Consider the following 25618-nt stretch of genomic DNA (forward strand, 5'->3'; position numbering starts at 1 on the left):
GGGGGGCCCCCCCTTGGGGGGGCCCCCCGCAGTTTTTAACCCGCTTTTGCCCGTCCCGCCGAGGCCGACAGCGGCGAGCACACTTCGGCCCCGCTCCCCCGGCTATCCCCAAGGCCTCCGATCGTCCTGCCGTGCGGTGTCGTTCCAACCGGTGTTGGGCAAGCAGCTGGGAAGGGGCCGCGAGGGACGCCCTGCAGTAGCTCCAGCCCGCTCGATCACCACCAACCAGGACCGCCCACCGCGGCGAAAAAACACACCGAGGTGAAATCAGTTGGGACCGCAGGAATCCAGGGCCGCAAGTTCGGCGCCATGGGACTCCGGAAAATCGTATTCCCTGTTCAATCCCGAGGTTTCAAAACGAGTTCCCTACGTATTCGGCCACTACCAACCCAAAGGAAGCTCCCACGGGGAAGGACATGACCGGCGGTGGCATCACCTTAACGCTGATCGGATGGCTGGCCGAGATGACGCTGATCGCGAAGACCATGAATACCCCGGTTTCGGGAGAGGACCGCAATTTCAGCCTCGCTTGTTGAGTTGCCGCCAACCCGGTCACCCCGCCGGTCTCGAAACTTAAGCATCGGCGGCGTCAAGGTGGCTCGTGATCGCCGCAATAACCCCAGGCATGTCGGGGTATGGGAACGGGTGGCCAGCGCCTTCCAGCCACAGCCCGTGCGCCGAAGGGATGGCTGCGGCGAGCCGGTGGCCGTGCTCGATTGGCAAGAACGCATCGGCGTTCCCGTGTATCACCAGGGTGGGCGCAGTGATCGAGCCCAGTAGTGGGTATCGCGAGCGGGTCACGGCAACAGCTACCTGATGCTGCAGCAGTGCACGGAAGTTGAGTCCGTTTCGCTCGCGCAGGTCGTAAAGAACGATCCTTGTCCATTCTTCGACATCGATAGGTTCGTCTCCCCCTTGGGCAACGAGCCCCGCAAGCACCTCCTTGACAAGATTTGTTTCGCCGCCGAGCAAGCGATAGCGCAGCGGCCGAAGGCCGGCCATCGCCGACTGGAGCAGCGGCCAGGCCTTGGGTCCGGGCATCGAGGTGTCGGTTGGGTCCGCCGAGGTGGACATGAGCGTGAGGGAGCGGACGCGCTCGGGGTAGGCGACAGCGACCTCTTGGGCCACGAAACCTCCGAGGGAGAGCCCGAGCAGGTGAACGCGGTCGAGGCGAAGCTCGTCGAGGACGGCAATCGCATCGTTCGCCATGTCGATCAGCGAGTACGGCTGCCTACGGCTCCAGCCCGCCATCCAGCTCGAGGCGCCGGTGCCCCGATGGTCGTACCTGACCACGCGGTATCCCCCGGCCGCCAAGGCGCGCAGGAATGCCGGCGGCCAGAACAACGAGCCCACGCCGAGTGAGGAGTTGAGTAATACGACACCCTTTTCCGCGCCGGCGTGAGGGATGGACTCGTACCAGATCCGGACCCCGTCGAACCGGGCGTATCCCGATATGCCGTTGACGACTCCCGTCACGGGGCCCGCGCGGATGCGGGCAATCGTTCTCGCGGTGCCCGGCGGCAGACGGGGCCCGCGCGCTAGCAAAAGCGCCGCGAGACCGGCAAGTCCCAGCGCCGCCGATGCAGGCACCACCCACTTCCTCATCGGCTCACTATAAGTGAGGACCCCGGCGCGCGTCTTTACCCGCAGGTCACACTCCTGGATCGGTTTGACGCCCCGTTCATTGCATCCGCTTCTCGGGGGAACCAGTCGATCGAGTCCACCGATCACAATCACAGGCTTGGCGCCAATGACTGCAACCATGGTCTGCAAGGCCGTGGACGTTCCATGGGAGGCCGCGGGCGGACGCCGCCTGCTGCACCCAGGAGGGGCCTGACGCCGCCCTGGAGCGCCTGGCGCTACCGCACGGTGGTGTAGCGCGGGCTGCGGGTCCCCTGGCGCTGCAGCGGGACGAACAGCTTGTAGCGGTCCGATCGGTACAGGGAGATCGAATAGTCGACGAGCACCTCGCCGACGAATGCATACCTGGTGATGCGCAGCAGCGGGAAGCCGACTTCGACCTGCAACAGTCCGGCATGTTCGCTGGTTGCCGCCGTGCTTTCGATCTGGTCCTCGCCCCATTCCAGGACCAGGCCATAGCGTTCGTGCAGCGACTGGTACAGCGAAATGGGCGGAGGGTCGTTCAGGAAGCCGGGCACCAGCTCGCTGGGCATGAAGTTCTCATCCAGGCTCATGGGCTTGCCGTCGGCCAGCAGCAGGCGGCTGAAGCGGATCACGGGCTGGCCCTCGTCGATCTCCATGTGCCGCGACAGGCTGCTGGAGGCAGGTGCCTCCTCGAAGCGCAGCACGTGCGCGTCGGGGACCATGCCGCGCCTGACCATTTCCTCGCTGTATGAGTTCAACCGGATCTGCAGGTCGAGCTTTGGGTGCGCCACGAACGTCCCCACGCCGACCACGCGCTTGAGCACCTGGTCCTCGACCAGCGAGTCGATGGCCTGTCGAAGGGTCTTGCGGGCCACGTTGAATCCCTCGGCCAGCTCGCGTTCGGGCGGAAGCCGGTATCCGGGCTGGCAGACGCTCGCGGCGTGCGTACGCAGGATCTCGCGGATCTGCCGGTATTTGCTGACCGGTGATTCCTCGTCGATCAGGCCATGCACCTTGGGCTGCGGCGCGTAGGGTTTCACGTTTACTCCATTGTCGTCGGGCCGGCACCCGGCCCTCACGTTTCCATTGTCCCGCATTCGGCCCATGCCCGCTTAAACAGCGGAAGCGGTGTTTCCCTCCCCCGTAGGGGAAAGAAGCACCGCTTCCGCTGATGAACTGCTTTTGTCACGCGCCCGGGTTAGTGGGCGTGCTCACCGCGGCTGTACTCGTAGACCCAGCCAATGAGACCGATGATCGTGAGGCCAACACCGATGTACAGGACCCACCAGCCGAGCGCCAAACCGGCAAAGCCGATTGCGGCGCCCGTGCCCAGGGCCAGCGGCCACCAGCTCCACGGAGCGAAGAGGCCGAGCGTTCCGGCATTCTCGTGGATGTCACCGTCAACGCGGTCCTCGGGACGCGCACCGACGCGACGCGAGGTGTGGAGCAGGTACCAACCGATCATCAGGGTCATGGCCGTGAGCATGAACGTGGCCAGAACTCCAACCGGCTCCTTCCACTCGGTCATGATCCCGTAGACGATGCCCACCGGAGTGAACATGAATATGCCGCCCAAGAAGAGCCAGGATTCTACTTTCATCTCTACAGGTCCTTCTGGTCTGCCGGGCCGAAGATCTTGGCCACCGCGGTGTCCGGGGTCGAGCGGGCGCTCAGTTCCGGGTGGTGGAGGTCAAGAGCCGGTCGCTCGGAACGGATACGCGGAATCGAGTGGAAGTTGTGGCGCGGCGGCGGGCAAGAGGTTGCCCATTCGAGCGATGCACCAAAGCCCCACGGATCATCCACGGTGACCTTCTTCGCGTGGCGGTGCGTGGTCCAGACGTTCCAGAAGAACGGGATCATCGACATGCCCAGGATGAAGGCGAACACGGTGGAGAACTGGTTCATGGTGGTGAACCCGTCTTCCGGCATGTAGTCGGCGTAGCGTCGCGGCATGCCGATGACGCCCAGCCAGTGCTGGATCAGGAAGGTGCCGTGGAAGCCCACGAACAACAGCCAGAAGTGGATCTTGCCAAGGCGCTCGTTGAGCATCTTGCCGGTCCACTTCGGCCACCAGAAGTAGAATCCGGCGAACATCGCGAAGACGACGGTTCCGAAGACCACGTAGTGGAAGTGCGCGACCACGAAATAGGTGTCCGAGACGTGGAAGTCCAGCGGCGGGGCCGCAAGGATGATGCCGGTCAGGCCACCGAAGAGGAAGGTCACCATGAAGCCGATGCTCCAGAGCATCGGGGTTTCGAAGGTGATCGATCCGCGCCACAGGGTGCCGATCCAGTTGAAGAACTTCACGCCGGTCGGCACGGCAATCAGCATGGTCATGAAGCCGAAGAACGGCAGCATGACCTGGCCGGTGGCGTACATGTGGTGTGCCCACACCGAGACGGACAGCGCAGCAATCGAGATCGTTGCGAAGACCAGGCCCTTGTAGCCGAAGATCGGCTTGCGGGAGAACACCGGGAAGATCTCCGAGACGATGCCGAAGAACGGAAGCGCAATGATGTACACCTCGGGGTGTCCGAAGAACCAGAAGAGGTGCTGCCACAACATGGCTCCGCCTGCGTCCGGGTCAAAGACGTGCGCGCCGAACCGGCGGTCCGCACCGAGTGCGAACAAAGCTGCTGCCAGCGGCGGGAAGGCCATCAAGACCAAGATCGAGGTGATCAGCGCGTTCCAGGTGAAAATGGACATGCGCCACATGGTCATGCCCGGTGCGCGCAGGCAGATGATGGTGGTGATGAAGTTGACGGCGCCGAGGATGGTGCCGAAGCCCGAGAGGGCCAGGCCGAAGACCCAGAGGTCCCCGCCCACGCCCGGGCTGAAGGTGGTGTTCGACAGCGGTGCGTAAGCGAACCAGCCGAAGGAAGCCGCACCCTGCGGGGTCAGGTAACCTGCCAACGCAATGGTGGAACCGAAGGAGAAGAACCAGAAGGCCAGGGCGTTCAGTCGCGGGAAGGCCACATCCGGTGCGCCGATCTGCAGCGGCATCATGACGTTGGTGAACCCTGCAAAGAGCGGGGTTGCAAACATCAGCAACATGATCGTGCCGTGCATCGTGAACAGCTGGTTGTACTGTTCCTTGGTCTGCAGGATCTGCATGCCCGGTTCAAACAGCTCGGCACGGATGACCAGTGCCATCACGCCGCCGATGCAGAAGAAGATGAACGAGGTGATCAGGTACATGTACCCGATCGTCTTGTGGTCGGTGGTGGTGATCCAGTTGACGAAGATCCGTCCCTTGGAAACCGGGACCACGCGCGGGGCGATGGTCTTCGCCTCATCGGTTGCGTATTCGTAAGTAGTCACGACGGATTACTTTCCTTCCGATGCGTGGGCCGAAACCTCGTTGACCTTGTTCGGCTGGCGGTCGTATTCCTCGCCGACGTGGCCGTCCTTCAAGGTGTTCAGGTACGTCACGAATTCGTCCTCGGGCACGACCTTCACGTTGAAGAGCATCTCCGAGTGGTATTCACCGCAGAGCTCCGCGCACTTGCCGTCGAACTGCCCTACGACCTGCGGGGTGAGGTAGATGTAGTTGGTCCTGCCGGGGATCATGTCGAGCTTCTGCAGGAATGCAGGGACCCAGAACGAGTGGATGACGTCGCGGCTGTTCAGCTCGAGCTTGACGGACTTTCCAACGGGCAGGTACAAGGTGGGCAGGGTTTCCTCGACGCCCGGTTCACCGGTCAGGCGTGCCTGAGTGGTGGCTTCGTACTTTTCCAGGGCCCCGTAGGTGTAGTTGTAGTCCCATGCCCACTGCTTGGCACGGACATCGACCACGAGCTGGGAATCCACCTCGGCGTTGATCGCCTTCTCGGTGCTGTCGGAGAACATGAAGAACGTCAGGACTAGCGCGAGCGGCACGGCCGTGTAGAAAATTTCGATGGGCAAGTTGTAGCTGAGCTGGCGCGGGTAGCCAGTGTCAGTCTTGCGGCGGCGGTAGGCGATGATGCACCAAAGCATCAGGCCCCACGTCAAGATACCGATCAAAAGTACGGTAATCCACGAGTTGACCCAGAGATCCTGGATCATACCGGTGTGGTTGGTGGTGTCACGTTCGACGTTTGGGAGCCAACCTCGCTGGACTTCCGCTGAACATCCCGTCAACAACAACGCGCCGGCGCCGGCAATGGCCAAGACTTTGGCTATGCCTTTGCGGCGGCTGCTGGTTCGGTCTTGCGAACTCACAGACGGCCCTTCCTCTTTGTTGGTGCTGAATGAGTCTTCGACACCCAGCGGCCGGACTCAAGTGAATCAACGCTGATGAGGTCGAAGAAAACCATAGTTTTACTACTTATCGTAGAGCTTACCCTCTCGGGCATGCGAATGCCGACCAAAACACCGCCCAGGGACGAAGATGTCTCAACGTTTGGGCGGTGCATTTGGTTCCGGCTTAGTGGAAGGAATCTCCACAGGCGCAAGAGCCGCCGGCGCTCGGGTTGTCGATGGTGAAACCCTGCTTGGCGATGGTGTCTTCGAAGTCGATCGAAGCGCCGTCCAGGTAGGGAACGCTCATCTTGTCCACGACAACCTCAACGCCGTCGTAGTCCTTGACGGCGTCGCCCTCAAGCAGGCGCTCGTCGAAGTAAAGCTGGTAAATCAGGCCCGAACATCCCCCTGGCTGAACAGCGACGCGCAAACGAAGATCGGTGCGGCCCTCCTGTTCGAGCAGTGAACGAACCTTTTCTGCTGCGACCTCCGAAAGCTTGACCTCGTGGCTCGGAAGCTCGGTCGGGTCTGCGGTGGTCTCATTGGCTGCAGTTGTCATGCGTGATCCTCCATATACTGCTCACTTGGGCTACGCCTCAAGCGCGGCCCCTCACCATCAATGGTACGACGAGTCCGCAAATGCTGGCGCGCGGCTGCCGTAAGGGCCTTATAGCCCGTGGTTGTTCAAGCGTGCCAAGAGCAGCGCCTCGGCCAAAATTGCATGACGGAAATCGTCCAGGTGCAGCGACTCATTGGCCGAGTGGGCTCGGGAGTCCGGGTCCTCGACGCCGGTGACGAGGATCTGCGCGGCCGGGAAGACCTCCAGCAGGTCGGAGATGAACGGGATGGATCCGCCGATGCCCGTTTCCACGGCCGGGACGCCCCACGCCTCCCCCAGCGCCCAGAGGCTGGCCTGGGCGGCCGGTGCGGAGGTGTCGGTGGCAAAGGACTGCCCGGCCTCGTCGGCCTCGAAGCTCACGTGCGCGCCGCCGAGGTCCTGCTTCATGATGTGCTCGCGCACTGCCGCGGTGGCAGCCTCGGGATCCTGGCCGGGAGCCACGCGCAGGCTCAGCTTGAACCGGGTGGAGGGCAGCAGGGTGTTTGAGGAAACCGCGACAGAGGGAATGTCCATGCCGATGATGGATAGCGCGGGCTTGTTCCAGAGCCGGTCGGCGATGTTGCCGCTGCCGGCCAGCGCCACGGAATCGAGCACCGAGGAATCGGCGCGGAACGCTTCTTCCGGGTAGTCGACGTTCGCGCGCTCGGTGGAGACCAATCCGTCGATGGCCACGTTGCCCTGCGCGTCGTGGAAGGTGGAGATCAGGCGCGCGGCGACGGTGGGGGCATCGAGCACCGGACCGCCAAACATGCCCGAGTGCACAGCGTGCTGAAGCGTGCGGATCTCCACCACTCCCCCGACCATGCCGCGCAGGGAGGTGGTCAAGGCCGGGACACCGACCTTCCAGTTGCTGGAGTCGGCGACCACGATCACGTCCGCCTCCAGGCGGTCGCGGTGGGTTTCCAGGAATTGGCGGAAGCTGGGCGAGCCGGCTTCCTCCTCCCCCTCCAGGAAGAAGGTGACGCCGAGGCCGAAGTCCGCGACGGTGTCCAGCACCGCGCGCAGGGCGGCGATGTGCACCATGATGCCCGCCTTGTCGTCGGCCGCGCCGCGCCCGTAGAGACGGCCGCCGATCTCGGTGGCCTCGAACGGCTTGGTGTCCCACAGGTCCTCGTCACCCGGGGGCTGCACGTCGTGGTGCGCGTAGAGCAGGATGGTGGGCTTGCCGTCGCGGGCGGGGCGGCTGGCCACGATGGCCGGGCCTCCCATGGCACCGGTGGCGGTGGGTACGCGCAGGATCTCGGCATTCTCCATGCCGGCCTCGCGCACCAGCTGGGCCACGGCCTCGGCACTGCGGTCAAGCTGGGCGGGGTCGAATGATTCCCAGGCGATGCCGGGAATGGCCACCAGCCTGCCCAGTTCGGAGACAATGCGGTCGAAATCCGTGTCGACGTGCGCGCTCAAGGAGTCGCGATCCACGCCGAAAGACGCCGGGACGGCGGTGTTCTTGGTAGTCATACGAGAAAGCCTACAACCGCGCCGGGTGCCCGATGACGATGGCGTGCCGCGTGCAAGCTAGACTGGAAGGGTGTTTGGACGCAAGAAAGATCAGGCAGCTTCCGTAGAAGCGCCCACAGAAGAGACCACAAAGCCCGTCGGCAAGAATGCCCCGACCCCGAAGCGCAGTGCGCAGCAGGCGCAAAACCAGCGCCCGCTGGTGCCCACTGACCGCAAGCTGGCCCGTGAGGCCGAGCGCGCGCAGCGGCTGGAGGCGCAGAACCGCATGCGGCTGGCCAACGAGACCGGTGACGAGCGCTTCATGGCGGCCCGTGACCAGGGACCGCAGAAGCGCTTCGCCCGCGACTACGTGGACCGCCGCTTCATGGTCGGCGAGTACCTGATGTTCGCGGTGTTCGCGTTCCTGATTGTCTCGCTGACCCTCTCGAGGTTCCCGGAGGTGACCGTGTACGTGACCTTTGCCCTGTGGATCCTGGTGGGTCTGGTGGCCGTCGACGCGTTCATCATGTCCCGCGGCCTGAAGAAGGCCATGGTCGCCCGCTTCGGCTCGGTCGACCGCGGCGTCACCTATTACGCCATCATGCGCGGCCTGCAGTTCCGCAAGCTGCGCCTGCCCAAGCCGCAGGTCCGCCGCGGCGAGGACCCGCGCTAAAACCACGCAAACGCGTTCATGATTCCACACCAAGGCGTGTGGCACCCTGCCGGACGGATTCCGGCCGGGGCGCCACACGCCTTTTCGCTGCCCGGGACTCGGCGGCCGCAACGGGCCCCGGTCCCCCGGGTGGCTGTCCAAACGCCGCGGGCCCCAACACCCATGGTTCGGTGCAGGGGCCCGCGAAGCGGAGCTTGCTACTTCCTGGCCAGGGACCGGCCCTGTGCCTGCGCCTTGGCCAGCGCCTTGTTGATGCCGCGGACCCAGAGCGGTCCCTCGTAGAGGAACGCGGTGTAGCCCTGGACCAGGTCCGCGCCGGCCTCGAGGCGCTCGATGACGTCCTCGCCGGTGCTCACCCCGCCCACCGAGATGATCGCCATTTCTGCGGGCACCTTCTCTCGCAGCACCTTGAGCACCGCCAGCGAGCGGGCCTTCAGCGGGGCCCCGCTCAGTCCCCCGGCCCCGATCTCCGCAACCTTGAAGGCGTCGGAGACCAGCGGTTCGCGGGCAATGGTGGTGTTGGTGGCAATGATGCCGTCAAGGCCCAGTTCGGTGGCCAGCTTCGCGACGTCCGCGATGTCCTCGTCGTTGAGGTCCGGTGCGATCTTGACCAGCAGCGGGACGTGGCGCCCGGCGACGCGGTCGGCCTCCGCGCCCACCGCGCTCAGCAGCGGGCGAAGCGTCTCAACGCCCTGGAGCAGGCGCAGCCCCGGGGTGTTGGGAGAGGACACATTGACCACCAGGTAGTCCGCGTGGGCCGCGAGCTCGCGGGTGGAGACCAGGTAGTCGGCAACCGCGTCGTCGAGCTCCACGGTCTTGGTCTTGCCGATGTTCACGCCGATGACCGGGCGTAGGTCACCGAAGCGTCCGGCCAGGCGCAGCCGTGCGGCGCGGATGCGCGGTGCCACCGCGCGGGCGCCGTCGTTGTTGAACCCCATGCGGTTGATCACGGCCTTGTCCTCGACGAGGCGGAAGAGCCGGGGCTGTTCGTTGCCCGGCTGCGCGACGCCGGTGATGGTGCCGACCTCCACGTGGCCGAACCCCAGGTCAGCCAGGGCCGGGATCCCGGCCCCTTCCTTGTCGAAGCCCGCCGCCAGGCCGAAGGGCGAGGGGAAGTCGATGCCCATCACGGTGCGACGCAGCGCCGGATCGGGGGCGCACAGCTTCCTCGCGATGACGGACACCCCGAGCTTCTCGGCCAGCCGCAGGGCATCGAAGGAAAAGTGGTGTGCCTTTTCGGGGTCCATCTTCGTGAAGACCAGACGGAAAATCGTGGGGTATATGCGCATGACTCCTAGTCTTCCCCGCAACCCCGCTTCCAAACAACTTCAAGTTCGTTATGCTCAACACATGTCGCACGCCTCCTCCCTTGGTTCCAGGCCCGGGCTCCCGCCGGAGAACGATCCCAGCACCGGCTGGCCGGAGTTCAGCGCGACGACCCGGCCCGGCGCCTGGGAGCCGGACATCCTGGGCGAGGGGTTCAGCTACACGACCCTGCCGCAGGGCAGCGACGCCGAGGGCGAGCTGTGCGCCACGCTGGTGCGCTACCGCCTGCCGGCCCCGGAACCCGCGCATGCCGGGACGACGGCCGGGTCGAGGGTGCGCGCCACCCTTGAGAGGCTGTGGCCGCGGCCGAGTTCAACCGACTCTTCCCACTCGGCCGGGAACGCGGAACCGAAGGCCGGTTTTGTGCTTGCGGTCCACGGCTGGAGCGACTACTTCTACAACACCGAGCTGGCCCGCTATTGGACCGCGCGCGGATACGCCTTCTACGCGCTGGACCTGCGCCGCTACGGGCGAAGCCTGCGCGAGCACCACCTGAACCCCGGCTTCACCGCCTCCCTGGATGAATACGACGCGGACCTGGAAGCGGCGCTGGAGGTGATCCGCTCCCTGGAAGGGACCGATGCACAGGGGATCTGCGTGGCCCATTCCACCGGCGGGCTGGTGGCCAGCCTGTGGGTCAACCGGCACCCGCGGGCGTTCGACGCGTTGGTCCTGAACAGCCCGTGGCTGGAGCTGCAGGGAAGCTACCTGGTCCGCTATGCCGCCCAAGGCGTGGTCGAACCCATCGCCCGGCTGCGTCCGCGCGCCAAGCTGCACCTGCCGGAACTGGACAACTACTGGCGCTCGATGAGCCGGCGGGCCCACGGTTCCTGGGACCTGCACCCGCGCTGGCGCCCGCCGGTGTCCTTCCCCGCGACGGCCGGCTGGATCACGGCGGTGATGGCGGGGCACCGGGAGGTGGCCAGGGGGCTGGACATCAAGGTCCCGGTGCTGGTGCTGACCTCCAAGACCTCGCACCTGGGCCCCGTGTTCGACGAATCGATGATGCACAACGACAGCGTCCTGGAGGTCAACGTGGTGCGTGAGCGCTCGCTGAAGCTGGGCCGCGAGGTCACCAACGCGATCATCCCCGGGGCCATGCACGACGTGTTCGCCTCCGGGCCCGAGCCGCGCGCCGCGGCGTACGCGTCCATCGACAGCTGGGGCGCCGGCTACCTGCCGGGACACGGTGCGCGCGTGGAGGCGGCACTCGGACGGTCCTGAGGGATTCCGGCTCAGCCCTCGGCGGCCACCGGCTTCTGAACCGGCTTGTCCACCGCTCCCCCGTAGCGGCGGTCGCGGCTGGCGTATTCGCGCACCGCTTCCCACAGCGTGGTGCGGTCCACGTCGGGCCACAGCTCGTCGATGAACACCATCTCGGCGTAGGCCGACTGCCAAAGCAGGAAGTTGGAGGTGCGCTGCTCGCCGCTGGTGCGCAGGAACAAATCGACGTCGGGCATCTCGGGTTCGTCCAGGTGCTTCGCCACGGTCTTCTCGCTCACCTGCGAGGGCTTCAGGGTCCCGGCGGCCACCTGTTCGGCGATGGCCTTCACGGCGTCGGCGATCTCCGCCCGCCCCCCGTAGTTCACGCACATGGTCAGCTGGCAGGTCTGGTTGGCGGCGGTGAGCCTCTCGGCTTCCTTAAGCTCATTGACCACGGTGCGCCACAGACGCGGCTCGCGCCCGGCCCAGCGGATGCGCACGCCCCATTCGCTGAGGGTGTCGCGCTGGCGGCGCAGCACGTCGCGGGAGAAGCCCATGAGGAAGCGGACCTCCTCGGGGCTGCGCTTCCAGTTCTCGGTGGAGAAGGCGTACACCGAGACGTACTTGATGCCCATCTGCACCGCGCCGGCCATCACGTCCAGCAGCGCCGCTTCCCCTGCACGGTGGCCCTCGGTGCGCGGCAACCCGCGCGCGTTGGCCCAGCGGCCGTTGCCGTCCATCACGATGGCGACGTGTTGCGGCACCAGTTCGGGGCGGATGGCGGGCATCGGGGCGTCGCCCGGGCGCATCGCGGGAATGACGGGTCCGGGCTTGCCGGTGATCTTGGGGGCTTTGCTCATCTTCGCTCCACGAGTTTGAGGGATTTCACTGCGCGTTCCAGGTGCCATTGCAGGTAGTTGGAGGTGATCGCGGCCGCCTGGCCGCGGGTTGCCGCATCGGCGGCGTCCACCGCTTCCCAGTCGCCGGCCAGCAGGGCGGCGAGCAGGGCGACGGTCTGCGGGGAGGGGGACATCGATCCGGCGGGCCGGCAGTCGTGGCAGACCACCCCGCCCAGGGGCACGTTGATGGCCTGGTGGGGTCCCACCGCGCCGCAGCGCACGCAGTGGGTGAAGCTCGGCGCCCAGCCGGCGGTGGCCAGGGCGCGCAACAGGTAGGAGTCCAGCACGGTCCCGGGCTCGTGGCCGCCGCGGGCCAGGGCCGCCAGGGCCCCGTGCAGCAGCCGGTATTGCGCGGCGACGGATTCGGCGTCGGCGTCGGTAAGCCGTTCGGCGGTCTCCAGCATCGCCGCCCCGGCGGTGTACGCGGAGTAGTCGGCCACGAGCGCCTGCCCGTAGGGGTGGCGCAGCTGGGCCTGGATGATGGTGTGCAGCGAGCGGCCGGCCACGATCTGGGCGTCGACCTCCATGAACGGCTCGAGGGTGGCGCCGAGCTTGGAGCTGGTGCGCCGCACGCCCTTGGCCACCGCGCGCACGACCCCGAACTCGGGGCTCAGCAGCGTGATGATGCGGTCGGCCTCGCCCAGCTTGTGGGTGCGCAAGACTATGCCGCGGGTGCGGTAACTCTTTGCGGTAAACCCTGAACGTGCCACGTAGTCCATCATCTCAAACTAATGGGGGTCCCGCACACCGTTGCGGCGCACGGGACCCCGTGTACTACTTTTCCCGCGCTCAGTGCTGGTCGCGCACCGCGCGGTTGACCGCGGAGATCACTGCCTTCAGCGAGGACATGGTGGTGTTGGTGTCAACGCCCACGCCCCAGAGCACGCGCTCGCCCACGGCGCATTCGACGTAGGCGGCCGCGGCGGCGTTGCCGCCCTCGGACAGGGCGTGCTCGGTGAAGTCCAGCACGCGCACGTCCACGCCCTCGTTGCCCAGGATGTTGACCAACGCGTTGATCGGGCCGTTGCCGGCGGCCGAGCGGCGGTGCGGGACCCCATCGATGAGCAGCGTGGCGGTCAGCGCGAAGCTGCCGTCCTCGGCGGTGTCGGCATTGGCCGAGCCGAGCTTGAAGCGGCCCCACTCCTGCGCGTCCGAGCCCTCGGTGACCGGCAGGTACTCGTCCTGGAAGACCGACCAGATGGCTGCCGAGGAGATTTCCCCGCCCTCGCCGTCGGTCTTGCGCTGGATGACGCCGGAGAACTCGATCTGCGCGCGGCGCGGCAGATCCAGCGAGTGCTCGTTCTTGAGCAGGTAGGCGACCCCGCCCTTGCCGGACTGCGAGTTCACGCGGATCACGGCCTCGTAGGAGCGGCCGATGTCCTTCGGGTCCACCGGCAGGTACGGAACCCCCCAGGTGATCTCGTCGATGGTCTTGCCGGCCGCCTTCGCGTCGGCCTCCATGGACTCGAAGCCCTTCTTGATGGCGTCCTGGTGGGAGCCGGAGAAGGCGGTGAAGACCAGGTCCCCGCCGTAGGGGGAACGCTCCGGGACCGGGAGCTGGTTGCAGTACTCGACGGTGCGGCGGATCTCGTCCATGTCGGAGAAGTCGATCATCGGGTCGATGCCCTGGCCGAACATGTTCATGCCCAGGGTGACCAGGTCGACGTTGCCGGTGCGCTCCCCGTTGCCGAAGAGGCAGCCCTCGATGCGGTCAGCGCCGGCCAGGTAGCCGAGCTCGGCCGCCGCGACACCGGTGCCGCGGTCGTTGTGCGGGTGCAGGGACAGCACGATGGAGTCGCGGTTGGCCAGGTTGCGGTGCATCCACTCGATGGAGTCGGCGTACACGTTGGGGGTGGCCATTTCCACGGTCGCCGGCAGGTTCAGGATCATCTTGTTCTCGGGGCTGGCCTCGAGCACCTCGGCCACGGCGTCGGAGATGCGCTTGGCGAACTCCAGCTCGGTGCCGGTGAAGGACTCCGGGGAGTATTCGTAGGTGATCTTGGTGCCGGTGAGCTGCTCCTCGTACTTCTTGCACAGGCGCGCGCCGGTCAGGGCGATGTCGACGATGCCGTCCTGGTCCTGGTTGAACACCACGCGGCGCTGGAGCACCGAGGTGGAGTTGTACAGGTGCACGATGGCCTGCTTGGCGCCCTCGAGCGCCTCGTAGGTGCGCTCGATCAGGTGCTCGCGGGACTGGGTGAGGACCTGGATGGTCACGTCGTCCGGGATCCCGCGCTCGATGAGCTGGCGGACGAAGTCGAAGTCCGTCTGCGAGGCGGACGGGAAGCCGACCTCGATCTCCTTGAAGCCCATCTTGACCAGCAGGTCGAACATCTTGTGCTTGCGCTCGGGGCTCATCGGGTCGATCAGCGCCTGGTTGCCGTCACGCAGGTCCACGGCGCACCAGCGCGGGGCGGTGGTGATGTACTTGTCCGGCCAGGTGCGGTCCGGCAGCGAGACGTTGATCTGGTCCTGGAAAGGCACGTACTTGTGGACGGGCATTCCGGAGGGCTTTTGCAGGTTTTGCATTTCAGTGGGCCTTTTCCTTGGTGGGGCGAAAGTGGGCCGGGACGGTGGGTGACTCCGCAGCGAGGGGTCGGCCGAAGGACGCGTTAGAGTCCTGTCTGGGTCTCGCCGCGGCGGCTTAGTAGAAGTAGTCCGAAATGCACGTATCCAACATAACACCGCCCCGGCGCCCGAGGTGACTTGTTGAACAACTTGTGTCACATTGTGGACACCGTGCGGTCCGGTCCCCGGCCCCGGCTACGCGCTTGCCACCGCTTCCTGCCGCCTGGCGGCATGCCCGGCCGCAGCGGTCTCCAGGCCGCCCGCTTGCCGCGCGCGGATTCGCAGGCCGGGCCCCGGCGCGTTGCGTTGCGACGGCGAATTTTCCGACCGGTCTCCGGGGATGTCCCGGGCCCGAAGCCCTGTCTTTCGCTATTCCCCTGCACTAAAATCGGGCCTGCAGGCTCCCGGGCGCAACAGGGGCAACGGAGCCGTTCACCTGCGGCCATGGCGTTGCCGCGCATCCGGTCCGATGCAGGGCGGCGGATTGCCGCTCACGGACCGGCCAGGACGGTGCCGGGGCGGCGCCTGCGGGCATCGGGCGGCATCGGCTTCGCAAAAACGCAGCCGTACCCGCAACCAGCAGGGAGAAAGCAACATGGGCTCGATCGTTGTACAGGCATTCATTACCCTTGACGGCGTCGTCCAGGCGCCGGGCGGCAGGGAGGAGGACCGCGAAAGCGGCTTCGAGCACGGCGGCTGGCAAACCCGGGAAAGCCCCGCGGAGGTCGGGGAAATCATCGAGGAGTGGGAGGGGCGCACCGAGGCGTTGCTGCTCGGCCGCAAGACCTACGAGATCTTCGCCGGTGCCTGGGGCGTATGGGATGAAAACGAGCCGGGCTTCCAGGGATGGCTGACCAAAAGATACAACCAGGTCCCCAAGTACGTTGCCTCGCGCACGCTCAGCGAGCTTGGGTGGAAGAACTCGCGGCTTCTGGGGCCCGACGTTCCGGCTGCGGTGCAGAAGTTGCGGGAGGAACCCGGAGGCGAGATCCGCGTGTGGGGCAGCGGAAACCTGATCGGGACGCTGGCCGCGCACGACCTCGTCGACGAGTACCGGCTCGTTGTCTACCCGCTGGTGCTGGGAAGCGGAAAGCGGCTGTTCTCCGACGGGTTTCCGCTCGCGCGCTTCCGGCTTCTCGAGTCCCGGGCACTGCCGGCCGGGGTCCTGGTCAACACCTACCGGCCCGCCAACGCCGGCTGACCGGCGGTATCCGCGCGACGGCTTCCGGGCTGCCGCGCCTTGCCGCGCAAGCAGCACGGCGTCGCAGGGCTTTCCAAATTCCCGCGGGCGGTGTCGCTGCTCGCGGGCCAGGGAGGCCCGCCGGGACTCGACCGGCCGGTGGCCCGCCGGACCCGGTCGGCGATCGCCACGAAGCAGGCCCCGCACGGTACCCGCCAGGGGGTCCGCACGGGGCAGAAGGGCACGGCGGGCTTCGGGGCTAGAAGCCGAGCTTGCCCAGCTGCTTGGGGTCGCGCTGCCATTCCTTGGCGATCTTCACGTGCAGGTCAAGGTAGACCCGGGTGCCCAGCAGTGCCTCGATGGCCTTGCGCGAACGCGTTCCCACGTCGCGCAGCCGCGCCCCGCCCCGCCCGATGATGATGGCCTTCTGGCTCGAGCGCTCCACGTACAGGTTCACCCGGACATCCAGCAACGGGCTGTCCTCCGGGCGTCCCTCGCGCGGGACCATTTCCTCCACCACGACCGCCAGGGAGTGCGGAAGCTCGTCGCGCACGCCCTCCAGCGCTGCCTCGCGGATCAGCTCGGAAACCATCTTGGCCTCCGGCTCGTCGGTCAGCTCCCCGTCCGGGTACAGCGGCGGGGACAGCGGCATCTGGGCGACGAGCACGTCGGCGACCTCGGAGACCTGGAAGTCCCCGGTGGCCGAGACCGGCACGACCGCGGCCCAGCCGCCCTCGCCCAGGGTGTCGACGCCCAGTTGGGTGACGGCCATCAGCTGGGCCATCAGCGCGGCCCGGTCAACGGTGTCGGCCTTGGTCACGATCGCGACGATGGGCTTCTTCTGCAGCTGCGCGAGCTGCGTGGCGATGAAGCGGTCGCCCGGGCCGATCTTCTCGTTGGCCGGCAGGCAGAAGCCGATGGCGTCGACCTCGGAGAGCGTGTCAGCCACCAGGTCGTTCAGGCGCTGGCCCAGCAGCGTGCGCGGGCGGTGCAGGCCCGGGGTGTCGACCAGGATCAACTGCGCGTCGGCGCGGTGCACGATCCCGCGGATCGTGTGCCGCGTGGTCTGCGGCTTGGCGGAGGTGATGGCCACCTTCTGGCCGACCAGCGCGTTGGTCAGCGTCGACTTGCCCGCGTTCGGGCGGCCCACGAAGGAGGTGAACCCGGCGCGGAAGTCCTCGGGCCAGCCTCCGGTGGGCAGCATCTGTGGCTTCTTGATGTTCCGGTTCATGATTGCTCCTTGTGATGCCCTGCATCTTTGGCGGCGGCGTGTTCGCCGGTCGTGGGTGGTGTTGCCTGCCTGCGCACCAGGATCTTGCCGATCCGGTTGCGTCGTCCGCTCAGCGAGAGGACCTTCATTTCAATGCCTGCGATGGTGGCGTGGGATCCGAGCACGGGCACGGATTCGAGCACCTTGCCCAGCAGCCCGCCCACCGAGTCGACCTCGTCCTCGTCGATGTCGATGTCGAAGAGTTCGCCGAGCTCGTCGATGGAGGTGTGGGCGCGCACCACGAAGCTGCCGTCGCTCACCTCTTCGATGTCGACCTTTTGCCGGTCGTATTCGTCGTCGATCTCCCCGACGATTTCCTCGATGAGGTCCTCCAGGGTGACCAGTCCGGCGGTTCCGCCGTACTCGTCGATGACGATGGCCATGTGGGTGGATTCCTGCTGCAGCTCGGGCAGCAGCTCCGCCACGGACTTGGATTCCGGAACGTAGCGTACCTTGCGGGCCAGGTCCTCGACCACGTCGGCGGCCTCCGGGCCCAGGTGCAGCTTGTAGGCCACGTCCTTGAGGTAGACGATGCCGAAGATGTCGTCCGCGCTCTCCCCGATGACGGGTATGCGCGAGCAGCCCGAGGCCAGGAACAGGTCCATGGCGGCGTTGAGCCCCTGGCCCTTGTCGATGGTGACCATGTCGGTGCGCGGGACCATGACCGAGCGGACGTAGGTGTCCTCGAGGTCGAAGACGGAGTTGATGATTTCGGCGGCCTCGTCCTCCAGCTCGTCGCCCTCGGTGGCCCGGTCGACCAGGTCGCGGAGGCGTTCCTTGGACAGGAAGCCGTCGTCCTCGGCGACCGAGTTCGGGCTCAGGGCCTGGCCGATGCCCACCAGCCAGGTGGGGATGGGCCCGAGGACCACGCGCAGGAAGCGGACCAGCGGCGCGGTGTAGCGCACGACGGTGTCCGCGTGGCTGCGCCCCAGGCGGCGCGGGGACACCCCGACGAGAACGAAGCCGACCGCTGCCATGGTGGCGGTGGCCAGCAGCCCGGCCAGCCAGACGTTGTCGAGCCGGTCAAGGTAGAGGATCGCGACGGCCACGGCCGAGGCGGTCTCGAACCAGATCCGCCAGAAGCGCACGGCGTGGGTGTGGCTCTGCGAGTCGGCGAGGATGTTGGCCAGGTGCGGCGAGGCGTAGTCGTTGCGCAGCGCCTCGGCCTGCTGCCGCGAGAGGTAGAGGTATGCCGATTCGGCGGCGGTGAGGAGGGCGGCACTGAGGATGAAGAGCAGTGCACAGAACGCGAGGATGACCGCGGTCACTAGTCCATCGTCTCCCGGGGAGCGGGGCGGCCCAGGAAGCCTTCGAGCAGCTGGCGCTGGAGGGAGAACATGACGTCCTTCTCCTCGGGTTCGGCATGGTCGAAGCCCAGCAGGTGCAACATCCCGTGGGTGGTCAGCAGCAGGATCTCGTCCTCCACCGAATGCCCGCCGGTGTTGGCCTGGAGGGTGGCGACCTGCGGGCAGATCACGATGTCGCCGAGCATGCCGGCCTCGGTGGGCGAGCCGGGGACGCCGGGGCGCAGCTCGTCCATGGGGAAGCTCATCACGTCGGTGGGCCCTTCGAGGTCCATCCATTCCACGTGCAGCGCGCTCATCGGCTCCTCGTCGAGCAGGATGATGGAGACGTCGGTTTCCGGGTGCACGTAGAGCTCGGCCAGGATGTGGCGCCCCAGCGCGCTGATGCGTTCCAGGTCCGCACCTACCGCGGACTCGTTGTTGACCTCTACGCTCATGGGGACTGCTCCTGGTTTTCGGGCGCGTGGCCCTGCTGCTTCTTCTCGGGCGGGTGTTCGGGGTTCCGTCCCGTGGCGGCGCGGCGGCGGGCCCGGGCCTTGGAACGGTTGAAGTTCGGGTCCTGGCGCGCGGTCCAGCGCTCGTAGGCGCCGACGATGGCGCCGACCAGGCGATGGCGGACCACGTCGGTGGCGTCGAGCTCGCAGAAGGCGATGTCGTCCACGCCCTCGAGGATCTCGGTGACCACGCGCAGCCCGGACTTGGTGCCGCCGGGCAAATCGACCTGGGTGATATCGCCGGTGATCACGATCTTGGAGCCGAAGCCGAGTCGGGTGAGGAACATCTTCATCTGTTCGGGCGTGGTGTTCTGCGCCTCGTCCAGGATGATGAACGCGTCGTTGAGCGTGCGCCCGCGCATGTAGGCCAGCGGGGCGACCTCGATGGTGCCGGCGGCCAGCAGCCTGGGCATCGAGTCGGGTTCGATCATGTCGTGCAGCGCGTCGTAGAGCGGGCGCAGGTAGGGGTCGATCTTGTCGGTGAGGGTGCCGGGCAGGAAGCCCAGCTTCTCCCCCGCCTCCACGGCCGGGCGGGTCAGGATGATGCGGCTGACCTCCTTGGCCTGCAGCGCGGCGACCGCCTTGGCCATGGCCAGGTAGGTCTTGCCGGTGCCGGCGGGGCCGATGCCGAAGATGACGGTGTTCTCGTCGATGGCGTCGACGTAGGACTTCTGGTTCACGGTCTTGGGGCGGATGGCCTTGCCGCGGCCCGAGAGGATCTTCAGGCCCAGCACCGATTGGGCGTCGTCGGCCCCGGAGTTTTCCAGCATGCGGATGAGTTGCTCGATGGTCTGGGCGGAGATGCGGGTGCCGTTGCCGGCCAGCGTGCGGGCCTCGGAAATCACGCGCAGGGCCCGATGGGCCTGGGCCGCATCGCCGGCGACCCGCAGCTCGTTGCCGCGGGCGTGCAATTCCACCTGCGGATAGGCTCCGGCAATGACGCGCAGCAATTCATCGTGTGCGCCGAGCGTGGCGACCATTTGGTCCGAACTGTCGAACTGGACCAGCGCATCGGTTCCCCGGGGTTGGCCCACTTGGCTCACTTGTTGGTCCATACGACTGTTGCAGCCTCCGCGTTCCGTGCCGGCGAATGGCGCCTGCGGTCTTTCCGCGGCCATGGTTCCCTGCACATTCCCAATCCTATCGTGGATGGCGGCGGCGGCACCGGGACACGGCGGCCGGGCACGGGTGCGGCACCGTTTGGGGCCGTGCGCCCGGCCAAAACCGCAGGGCGAAAGGTATGCGTAGCCGTTGTGCAACGATTCGGGCACAACTTCCATCGATACATATCAATCAGGCAACAGTCCACGCGAATCGCGGATTTCCCGCCCTACCGGTCGACAACCTATGCCAAGCTGGGGATTGACCGGCAGCGATCCCCCGCCAGCCCGTGTCCCGATTTGCCCCCGATTCTTGCAGAGAGCCCTTATATTCCGATGTTCCGTTCCAGTCGCTCCCCCCGTTCCCGCCTTGCGGTGCTGGGGCTCACAGTGGTCCTGGGCACCCTTGCCGCTTGCGGGCTGGGGGTGCCCGGCGAGCAGTATTCCATGCCGAAGGCGGCAACCAGCGTGCAGACGCCCGCGCCGCTGCCGAGCGTGGAGATGGAATCGCTGAGCACCAACGCGCACGTCCCGGTGTACTGGCTGGCGGAGAACGACGGGACAGTGTCCCTCTACCGGGAGTTTGTCCGCATCAGGGGCGCGGCGGACCCGATCGCCGATTCGGTGCGCTACATGCTCTCGCAAAAGCCCGCCGACCCCCGCTACTTCAGCGCCTGGCGCCCCAGTGCGGCGGTCGGGGCCTCGATCAGTCCCGACAACGTCATCACCGTCGACCTCTCAGCCAAGGCCTTCGGCTCGGACGTCGACCAGGGCCTGGCCGAACGGTCCATTGCCCAGCTGGTGTTCACCGCCACTGCCGCCGCGTCCAACGCCGGGATCCTCACCGAGGGGCTGGAGCCCAGCGTGCGCATCCTCGTCGACGGGGAGTCCGGGTTCCTGGCCTTCGACCAGATCGCCCTTGACCACAACTTCGTGCGCGATGCCGGGCTGGCCGCGCCCCTGTGGATCATCGACCCGCAGTTCGGCACCACGGAGAAGGCCGGCCAGGTCACCTTCCACGGCGTGAGCGCGATGTTCTCCGGCGGGGAGTTCTGGGAAATCACCCGCCGTGCCGAATCGGCCGGGCAGGGATCCACCGTGGCCTCCGGGTCACTGCACACCGGCGGGGATGCGCTGGGCCACAACGAATTTTCCTTCACCTACGTGCTGGCACCCGGGGACTACACGTTCTCCGCCTGGGGCGTCGATGCGCAGACCGGGGACCGCGTCGGCAGCGAATCCAAGGACTTCACCGTCAAGCAATAGTGTTGGCGCGCACTTTCAAGGATGCGCCAAAACGCCGGTCCCCCGGGGCCCTGCCGGTTTTCCGGCGGGGCCCCGGGGGACCTTTTTTGTTCCGTGTCTTCGTTCGGTGTCGCCGCAGGCGGCTACCGCGGGAGTGTTCCTAGAGCTGGCCCAGCAGGTGCCGGGTGAGCACCAGGGCCGCGGGGCCGGCGGTGGAGGCGCGCAGCACGTGGCTTCCCAGCAGCGCGACGTGGGCCCCGGCGGCCGTGAAATTCTCCAGCTCGGCATCCGAGATCCCGCCCTCGGGCCCCACCAGCAGCTGGATCTCCGCACGCACCCCGGGCCCGGCGGACGCCGGCACGGGGTTGGCCTCCGTCCATCGGGCCACGACCGCGGCGAGGGACTCGGTGCCGGCCTCGTGCAGCACCACGACAAGGACCGGGACGGGGCCGGCCACCCGCGCGGCGATGTCCCGGGCGAGGTCGGCGCTGGTGAGCATCGGGCGCACCTCGGGCAGGAAGGTGCGGCGGGACTGCTTGAGCGCGGCGAGCACCGTGCCCTCCCACTTGGCCAAGGCCTTGGCGGCCTTCGCGTCGTTCCAGCGCACGATGGCGCGGTCCGATTGCCAGGGCCGTACGGCGTCGATGCCCAACTCGACGGCCGATTCGACCGCCTGGAGGTCCCGGTCCCCCTTGGCCAGCGCCTGCACCAGGGTGATGGCCACCGGCGGCAGCGCCTCGGATTCCAGGGCGCGCACGGTAGCGTCCAGCGCGGCCTTCTGCGTCGCGGTGACCTCGGCGGTCGCCCGCACCCCGGAACCGTCAACCAGGTCGATCGTTTCGCCGGCGCGCACCCGCTTGACCGTCACCGCATGGTGGCCCTCGGGGCCCTCCAGCCGCAATTCGGCGCCCACGTGCGCGTCGGCAAGCTCACCGGGAGCCAGGAAGAAGCACTGGTTGCTCATGCGCCCAGGTTGCCCAGCTTCCCGCGCAGCCGCGAGAACATGCCGCCGCTGTTTTCCATGCGTCCCTCGGCGAATTCCTCGCCGCGGAGCTTGGCCAGCTGCTCGAGCAGCTCGCGCTGCGCGGCATCGACCTTGGTCGGGGTCTCGACCTGCAGGTGCACGATGATGTCCCCGCGCTTGCCGCCGCGCAGGCGCGGGACGCCGAGGCCCGGAAGGCGGACGGTGTCGCCGGACTGGGCACCGGATTCGACCTCGATGACCTGGGCACCGTCGAAGGTCTCCAGGTCCAGGTCCGCGCCCAGGGCCGCGGCGGTCATCGGCACGTTCATGCGTGCATGCAGGTCCACGCCGTCACGTTCGAAGATCTTGTGCCGGCGGACCTCGATCTCGACGTAGAGGTCGCCGTTGGGTCCGCCGCCGGGACCGGCCTCGCCCTGGCTCGCCAGGTGGATGCGGGTGCCGCTGGCAACGCCCGCGGGAACCTTCAACTGCTTGGAGATGCGCTCGCGGATGCGGCCCTGGCCGTTGCAGTCGATGCAGGGGTCTTCGATGGTGGTGCCGAAGCCGCGGCAGGCGGCACAGGTCTCCACCGTCATCATCTGGCCCAGGAACGAGCGCACCGGGCGCTGGACCTGTCCGGCGCCGTGGCAGATGGTGCAGGTGACCGGGGAGGTGCCCGGACGGCAGCAGCTGCCCTCGCAGGTCTTGCAAGTGACTGCCGTTTCCATCTCCAGCGGGTAGACCGTCCCGGCCACCGCGTCGGCCAGGTCGATGGTGGCGGTGATCAAGGCGTCGCGGCCGCGCTGGGTGCGCGAGGCCGGGCCCTGGGCCCCGCCGCCGCCGAAGAACTGCTCGAAGATGTCGCCGAAGCCGCCGCCCCCGCCAAATCCGCCGCCTCCGCCGAAGCCGGTCTGCCCGGTGCCGTTCTCGTTGCCCGTGGCGTCGTAGTTGGCGCGCTTGTCGGCATCGGAGAGGACCTCGTAGGCGCGGGTGACCAGCTTGAACTTCTCACTGGCATCGTCCCCGGGGTTCACGTCCGGGTGCAGCTTGCGGGCCAGCTTGCGGTAGGCCTTCTTGATTTCCTCGCCGGTGGCGTCCTTGCTGACGCCCAGGACTTCGTAATGGGTGCTCACAGTGCTCGCTGTGTCCTTTCGTACTTCACAAAATGTGTTTCGACCCGCATTAGCCGGCCAGGATTCGGGAAAGATATCGGGCGACGGCGCGGACCGCGGCCATCGAGGTGGGGTAGTTCATCCGGGTCGGGCCCAGCACGCCGATCATGGCCTGCTCCCCTGGTCCGTATCCGGTGGCGACCACCGAGGCCTCGGTCAGCGCGCCGTACTGGTTTTCCGTGCCGATGCCCACGGCGATCCCGTGGGCGTCCTGCTCGAGTTCGGAGAAGAGGCGCAGGAGCACCACCTGTTCCTCGAGCGCCTCCAGCACCGGGGTGATGCTCAGCGGGAAGTCCCTGTTGGCGCGGGCCAGGTTCGCGGTGCCGGCGGTGAGGATCCTGTCCACCGAGCTGTTGCGTGCCAGGGCACCCAGGACCTCGCCCAGGGCACGGGCCGCCGGGGCCAGGCGCGGCTCAATCGTCTCCGGCACGCCGTGGGCGAGCCTGGCGACGTCGGAAATCGGCTTGGCGTCCAATGCCGCCAGCAGCACCGCGCGCAGCCGCTGCAGGTCCTCCTCCCCCACCGAGGGCGGGAGCAGGATCACGCGTTGTTCGACCTTGCCGCTGGAGGCGATGAGCACCACCAGCGTCTGCCCGGCGCCCAGGCCGACCAGCTCGATGTGGCGCACGGTGGCATTGGAATAGTGCGGGACCTGGATCAGCGCGACCTGGCGGGTGATGTTGGCCAGCAGCCGCACGGTGTTTTCCAGCACGTCGTTGACGTCGTGGGAGCCCTCGAGCAGCGCCGCGATGGCGCGCCGTTCGGCTCCCGAGAGCGGCTTGATGTCGCCGATCTGGTCGACGAAGTGCCGGTAGCCCTTTTCCGTGGGGATCCGCCCGGAAGAGGTGTGCGGGGCAACGATGAGCCCCTCTTCCTCCAGCGATGCCATGTCGTTGCGGATCGTCGCGGCGGACACGCCAAGGTCGTGGCGCTCGAGCAGCGCCCGCGAACCAACCGGCTCGCGGGACTGCACGTAGTCTTCAACGATGGCTCGAAGGACTTCGAGCCGACGCGGTTCGGTCATTCTCACCTCTCCCGACAAGCCGGATCACCATGGTCAAGGGGGCGCTGCCCACGCACCGGCCGGGCGCCGGGGCGTGTGAAGCGCGCATTGGCACTCGACACGTTCAACTGCTAAGTCTAATACGATTCGGATCGCTTGTTAGCATGGTTTGGTCCTTGGCCGCGATGCCGCGTTCGACACACCGGCCCCTCGCGGCACCACACGAGGCCCGCGCCTTGGCGCAGGGCGCCGCCGCGTGCATCGGCCCGGGACCTGTTGACCACTAGGCGAAAGTGACACAATGAGCAACCACGGCTGGGGCGCCCAGGACATCAGCGCCCCCAAGAAACGCGTTCTGCGCAAGGTCCCGCTGGCGCGCGGACTGGTGCTGGAGGACGTGGAAAGCGGGTGGGTCGGCGAGGTGGTCCGGACCGAGAAGTCCGGCGGCATGCGCGTGATGGTCCTGGAGGACCGGCGCGGACGCACCAAGTCCTTCCGCGCCGGCTTCGGCTTCCTGCTCGAGGGCGAGCCGGTGGAAATCATCGAGCCCGCCGCCGCTCCCCCGGCTGCCCGGGGTACCGCCCGCAGCGCCTCGGGCTCGCGCATGGTCACCGAGCTGAAGGCACGCACCGCCCGCGCCAGCCGGATCTGGGTGGAGGGCAAGCACGATGCCCAGCTGGTGGAAAAGGTCTGGGGCCACGACCTGCGCGTGGAGGGCATCGTCGTCGAACCGCTGCACGGCGTCGACGACCTGGCCGGGGCCATCCGCGCCTTCGCCCCGTCCCCGCAGCGCAAGCTCGGCATCCTGGTAGACCACCTCGTGGCGGGGACCAAGGAAGCGAAGATCGCGGCCGAGGCGATGCGCGTGCCCGGCGCGGCCGGCAACGTGTTGATCGTCGGGCACCCCTATGTGGACGTGTGGCAGGCCATCCGGCCCTCCGTCCTGAAGATCAAGGCGTGGCCGGTGGTGCCGCGCGGCACCGACTGGAAGACCGGCATCCTGAAGGGACTGGGCTGGCCGCACGCCGAGCAGATCGACGTCGCCCAGGGCTGGGAGCGGATCCTGGGACAGGTGCGTTCCTACGCCGACCTGGAGCCCTCGCTGCTGGGCCGGGTCGAGGAGGTCATCGACTTCCTGACCGCCGAGGACCAATGAAAACAGCCCGGGCCGGGCGACGATGCGCGTGCGCGACGTGAGGTTCCTCACCGCGCCGACGCGAGCGGGTGCGCGGGGCACCGTGAAGGGTGCCGATTCCCGGCCAAAACAGCACGCCGGACCCAAATGCGCGCCGCACGGCATTTCGTGTTCACCCGCGGTGCCCGATTGAGGAT

23 protein-coding genes are annotated in these 25618 nt (G+C 67.1%); 5 read left to right on the forward strand and 18 right to left on the reverse strand.

Annotated features, from left to right (window positions below; genetic code table 11):
- Positions 1–573: 573 nt before the first annotated feature.
- The 7 genes from ACIPVK_RS09000 to ACIPVK_RS09030 all read right to left on the reverse strand — a co-directional run bounded on the left by ACIPVK_RS09000 (position 574) and on the right by ACIPVK_RS09030 (position 7906).
- On the reverse strand, positions 574–1764 hold the full coding sequence (locus tag ACIPVK_RS09000) for an alpha/beta fold hydrolase (protein WP_407611711.1): 1191 nt from the start codon (positions 1762–1764) through the stop codon (positions 574–576).
- Positions 1765–1859: 95 nt separating this feature from the next.
- The gene (locus tag ACIPVK_RS09005; RefSeq protein ID WP_407611635.1) at positions 1860–2645 is read right to left on the reverse strand and encodes a GntR family transcriptional regulator; all 786 of its coding nucleotides are present in this window, start codon (positions 2643–2645) and stop codon (positions 1860–1862) included.
- A gap of 158 nt (positions 2646–2803) precedes the next feature.
- A complete protein-coding gene (locus ACIPVK_RS09010; RefSeq protein ID WP_407611636.1) occupies positions 2804–3205 on the reverse strand; it encodes a cytochrome c oxidase subunit 4 in 402 nt (133 codons plus the stop codon).
- A 2-nt stretch (positions 3206–3207) separates the two neighbouring features.
- Complete coding sequence (gene ctaD / locus ACIPVK_RS09015; RefSeq protein WP_407611637.1) at positions 3208–4926, reverse strand: cytochrome c oxidase subunit I; 1719 nt, start codon at positions 4924–4926, stop codon at positions 3208–3210.
- A 6-nt stretch (positions 4927–4932) separates the two neighbouring features.
- On the reverse strand, positions 4933–5808 hold the full coding sequence (gene coxB, locus ACIPVK_RS09020; RefSeq protein ID WP_407611638.1) for a cytochrome c oxidase subunit II: 876 nt from the start codon (positions 5806–5808) through the stop codon (positions 4933–4935).
- Positions 5809–6013: 205 nt separating this feature from the next.
- Positions 6014–6388, reverse strand: coding sequence for a HesB/IscA family protein (locus ACIPVK_RS09025; protein ID WP_407611639.1), 375 nt, complete (start codon positions 6386–6388; stop codon positions 6014–6016).
- Between the two features lie 108 nt (positions 6389–6496).
- The gene (locus ACIPVK_RS09030; RefSeq protein ID WP_407611640.1) at positions 6497–7906 is read right to left on the reverse strand and encodes a dipeptidase; all 1410 of its coding nucleotides are present in this window, start codon (positions 7904–7906) and stop codon (positions 6497–6499) included.
- Between the two features lie 70 nt (positions 7907–7976).
- Here ACIPVK_RS09030 and ACIPVK_RS09035 point away from each other — a divergent pair, with 70 nt between their 5' ends.
- Positions 7977–8558, forward strand: coding sequence for a DUF3043 domain-containing protein (locus ACIPVK_RS09035; protein ID WP_407611641.1), 582 nt, complete (start codon positions 7977–7979; stop codon positions 8556–8558).
- 197 nt (positions 8559–8755) lie between these two features.
- Here ACIPVK_RS09035 and ACIPVK_RS09040 read toward each other — a convergent pair whose 3' ends face one another.
- Positions 8756–9847, reverse strand: coding sequence for a quinone-dependent dihydroorotate dehydrogenase (locus tag ACIPVK_RS09040; RefSeq protein ID WP_407611642.1), 1092 nt, complete (start codon positions 9845–9847; stop codon positions 8756–8758).
- 61 nt (positions 9848–9908) lie between these two features.
- Between ACIPVK_RS09040 and ACIPVK_RS09045 the strand changes: the two genes are divergently transcribed.
- Positions 9909–11108 carry an alpha/beta fold hydrolase gene (locus ACIPVK_RS09045; protein ID WP_407611643.1) on the forward strand — a complete coding sequence of 400 codons (1200 nt, stop codon included), beginning with the start codon at positions 9909–9911 and terminating at the stop codon, positions 11106–11108.
- Between the two features lie 11 nt (positions 11109–11119).
- On the opposite strand, the gene ACIPVK_RS09050 is transcribed toward ACIPVK_RS09045, so the two are convergent.
- The 3 genes from ACIPVK_RS09050 to leuA form a co-directional block, all read right to left on the reverse strand.
- Positions 11120–11947, reverse strand: coding sequence for an isoprenyl transferase (locus ACIPVK_RS09050; RefSeq protein ID WP_407611644.1), 828 nt, complete (start codon positions 11945–11947; stop codon positions 11120–11122).
- Positions 11944–12696, reverse strand: coding sequence for a DNA repair protein RecO (recO, locus tag ACIPVK_RS09055; RefSeq protein ID WP_407611645.1), 753 nt, complete (start codon positions 12694–12696; stop codon positions 11944–11946). Before recO ends, ACIPVK_RS09050 begins: the two co-directional genes overlap by 4 nt.
- Before the next feature lie 79 nt (positions 12697–12775).
- The gene (gene leuA, locus ACIPVK_RS09060) at positions 12776–14515 is read right to left on the reverse strand and encodes a 2-isopropylmalate synthase (protein ID WP_407611646.1); all 1740 of its coding nucleotides are present in this window, start codon (positions 14513–14515) and stop codon (positions 12776–12778) included.
- A gap of 634 nt (positions 14516–15149) precedes the next feature.
- On the opposite strand from leuA, the gene ACIPVK_RS09065 reads away from it, so the two are divergent.
- Positions 15150–15755: a dihydrofolate reductase family protein gene (locus ACIPVK_RS09065; protein ID WP_407611647.1), complete on the forward strand. Its 606-nt coding sequence runs from the start codon at positions 15150–15152 to the stop codon at positions 15753–15755.
- Between the two features lie 238 nt (positions 15756–15993).
- Here the strand turns inward: ACIPVK_RS09065 and era are convergent, their stop codons facing one another.
- The 4 genes from era to ACIPVK_RS09085 are packed head-to-tail and all read right to left on the reverse strand — an operon-like array spanning position 15994 to position 19857.
- Positions 15994–16965, reverse strand: coding sequence for a GTPase Era (gene era, locus ACIPVK_RS09070; RefSeq protein ID WP_407611648.1), 972 nt, complete (start codon positions 16963–16965; stop codon positions 15994–15996).
- Positions 16962–18272: a hemolysin family protein gene (locus ACIPVK_RS09075; protein WP_407611649.1), complete on the reverse strand. Its 1311-nt coding sequence runs from the start codon at positions 18270–18272 to the stop codon at positions 16962–16964. The genes era and ACIPVK_RS09075 overlap by 4 nt, the downstream gene beginning before the upstream one ends.
- Positions 18272–18745: an rRNA maturation RNase YbeY gene (gene ybeY / locus ACIPVK_RS09080; RefSeq protein WP_407611650.1), complete on the reverse strand. Its 474-nt coding sequence runs from the start codon at positions 18743–18745 to the stop codon at positions 18272–18274. The genes ACIPVK_RS09075 and ybeY overlap by 1 nt, the downstream gene beginning before the upstream one ends.
- The gene (locus ACIPVK_RS09085) at positions 18742–19857 is read right to left on the reverse strand and encodes a PhoH family protein (RefSeq protein ID WP_407611651.1); all 1116 of its coding nucleotides are present in this window, start codon (positions 19855–19857) and stop codon (positions 18742–18744) included. The genes ybeY and ACIPVK_RS09085 overlap by 4 nt, the downstream gene beginning before the upstream one ends.
- A gap of 381 nt (positions 19858–20238) precedes the next feature.
- On the opposite strand from ACIPVK_RS09085, the gene ACIPVK_RS09090 reads away from it, so the two are divergent.
- Positions 20239–21168 carry a GerMN domain-containing protein gene (locus tag ACIPVK_RS09090; protein ID WP_407611652.1) on the forward strand — a complete coding sequence of 310 codons (930 nt, stop codon included), beginning with the start codon at positions 20239–20241 and terminating at the stop codon, positions 21166–21168.
- A 139-nt stretch (positions 21169–21307) separates the two neighbouring features.
- On the opposite strand, the gene ACIPVK_RS09095 is transcribed toward ACIPVK_RS09090, so the two are convergent.
- The 3 genes from ACIPVK_RS09095 to hrcA are packed head-to-tail and all read right to left on the reverse strand — an operon-like array spanning position 21308 to position 24307.
- Positions 21308–22111 (reverse strand): 16S rRNA (uracil(1498)-N(3))-methyltransferase, encoded by an 804-nt coding sequence (locus ACIPVK_RS09095; protein ID WP_407611653.1) that lies wholly within the window; start codon positions 22109–22111, stop codon positions 21308–21310.
- A complete protein-coding gene (gene dnaJ / locus ACIPVK_RS09100) occupies positions 22108–23244 on the reverse strand; it encodes a molecular chaperone DnaJ (protein WP_407611654.1) in 1137 nt (378 codons plus the stop codon). The genes ACIPVK_RS09095 and dnaJ overlap by 4 nt, the downstream gene beginning before the upstream one ends.
- Positions 23245–23293: 49 nt before the next feature.
- Positions 23294–24307 (reverse strand): heat-inducible transcriptional repressor HrcA, encoded by a 1014-nt coding sequence (gene hrcA / locus ACIPVK_RS09105; RefSeq protein ID WP_407611655.1) that lies wholly within the window; start codon positions 24305–24307, stop codon positions 23294–23296.
- A gap of 280 nt (positions 24308–24587) precedes the next feature.
- On the opposite strand from hrcA, the gene ACIPVK_RS09110 reads away from it, so the two are divergent.
- Positions 24588–25442, forward strand: coding sequence for a DUF3097 family protein (locus ACIPVK_RS09110; protein WP_407611656.1), 855 nt, complete (start codon positions 24588–24590; stop codon positions 25440–25442).
- Positions 25443–25618: the final 176 nt, after the last annotated feature.

It is taken from the genome of Paeniglutamicibacter sp. MACA_103, assembly GCF_045798555.1.
GTDB lineage: Bacteria > Actinomycetota > Actinomycetes > Actinomycetales > Micrococcaceae > Paeniglutamicibacter.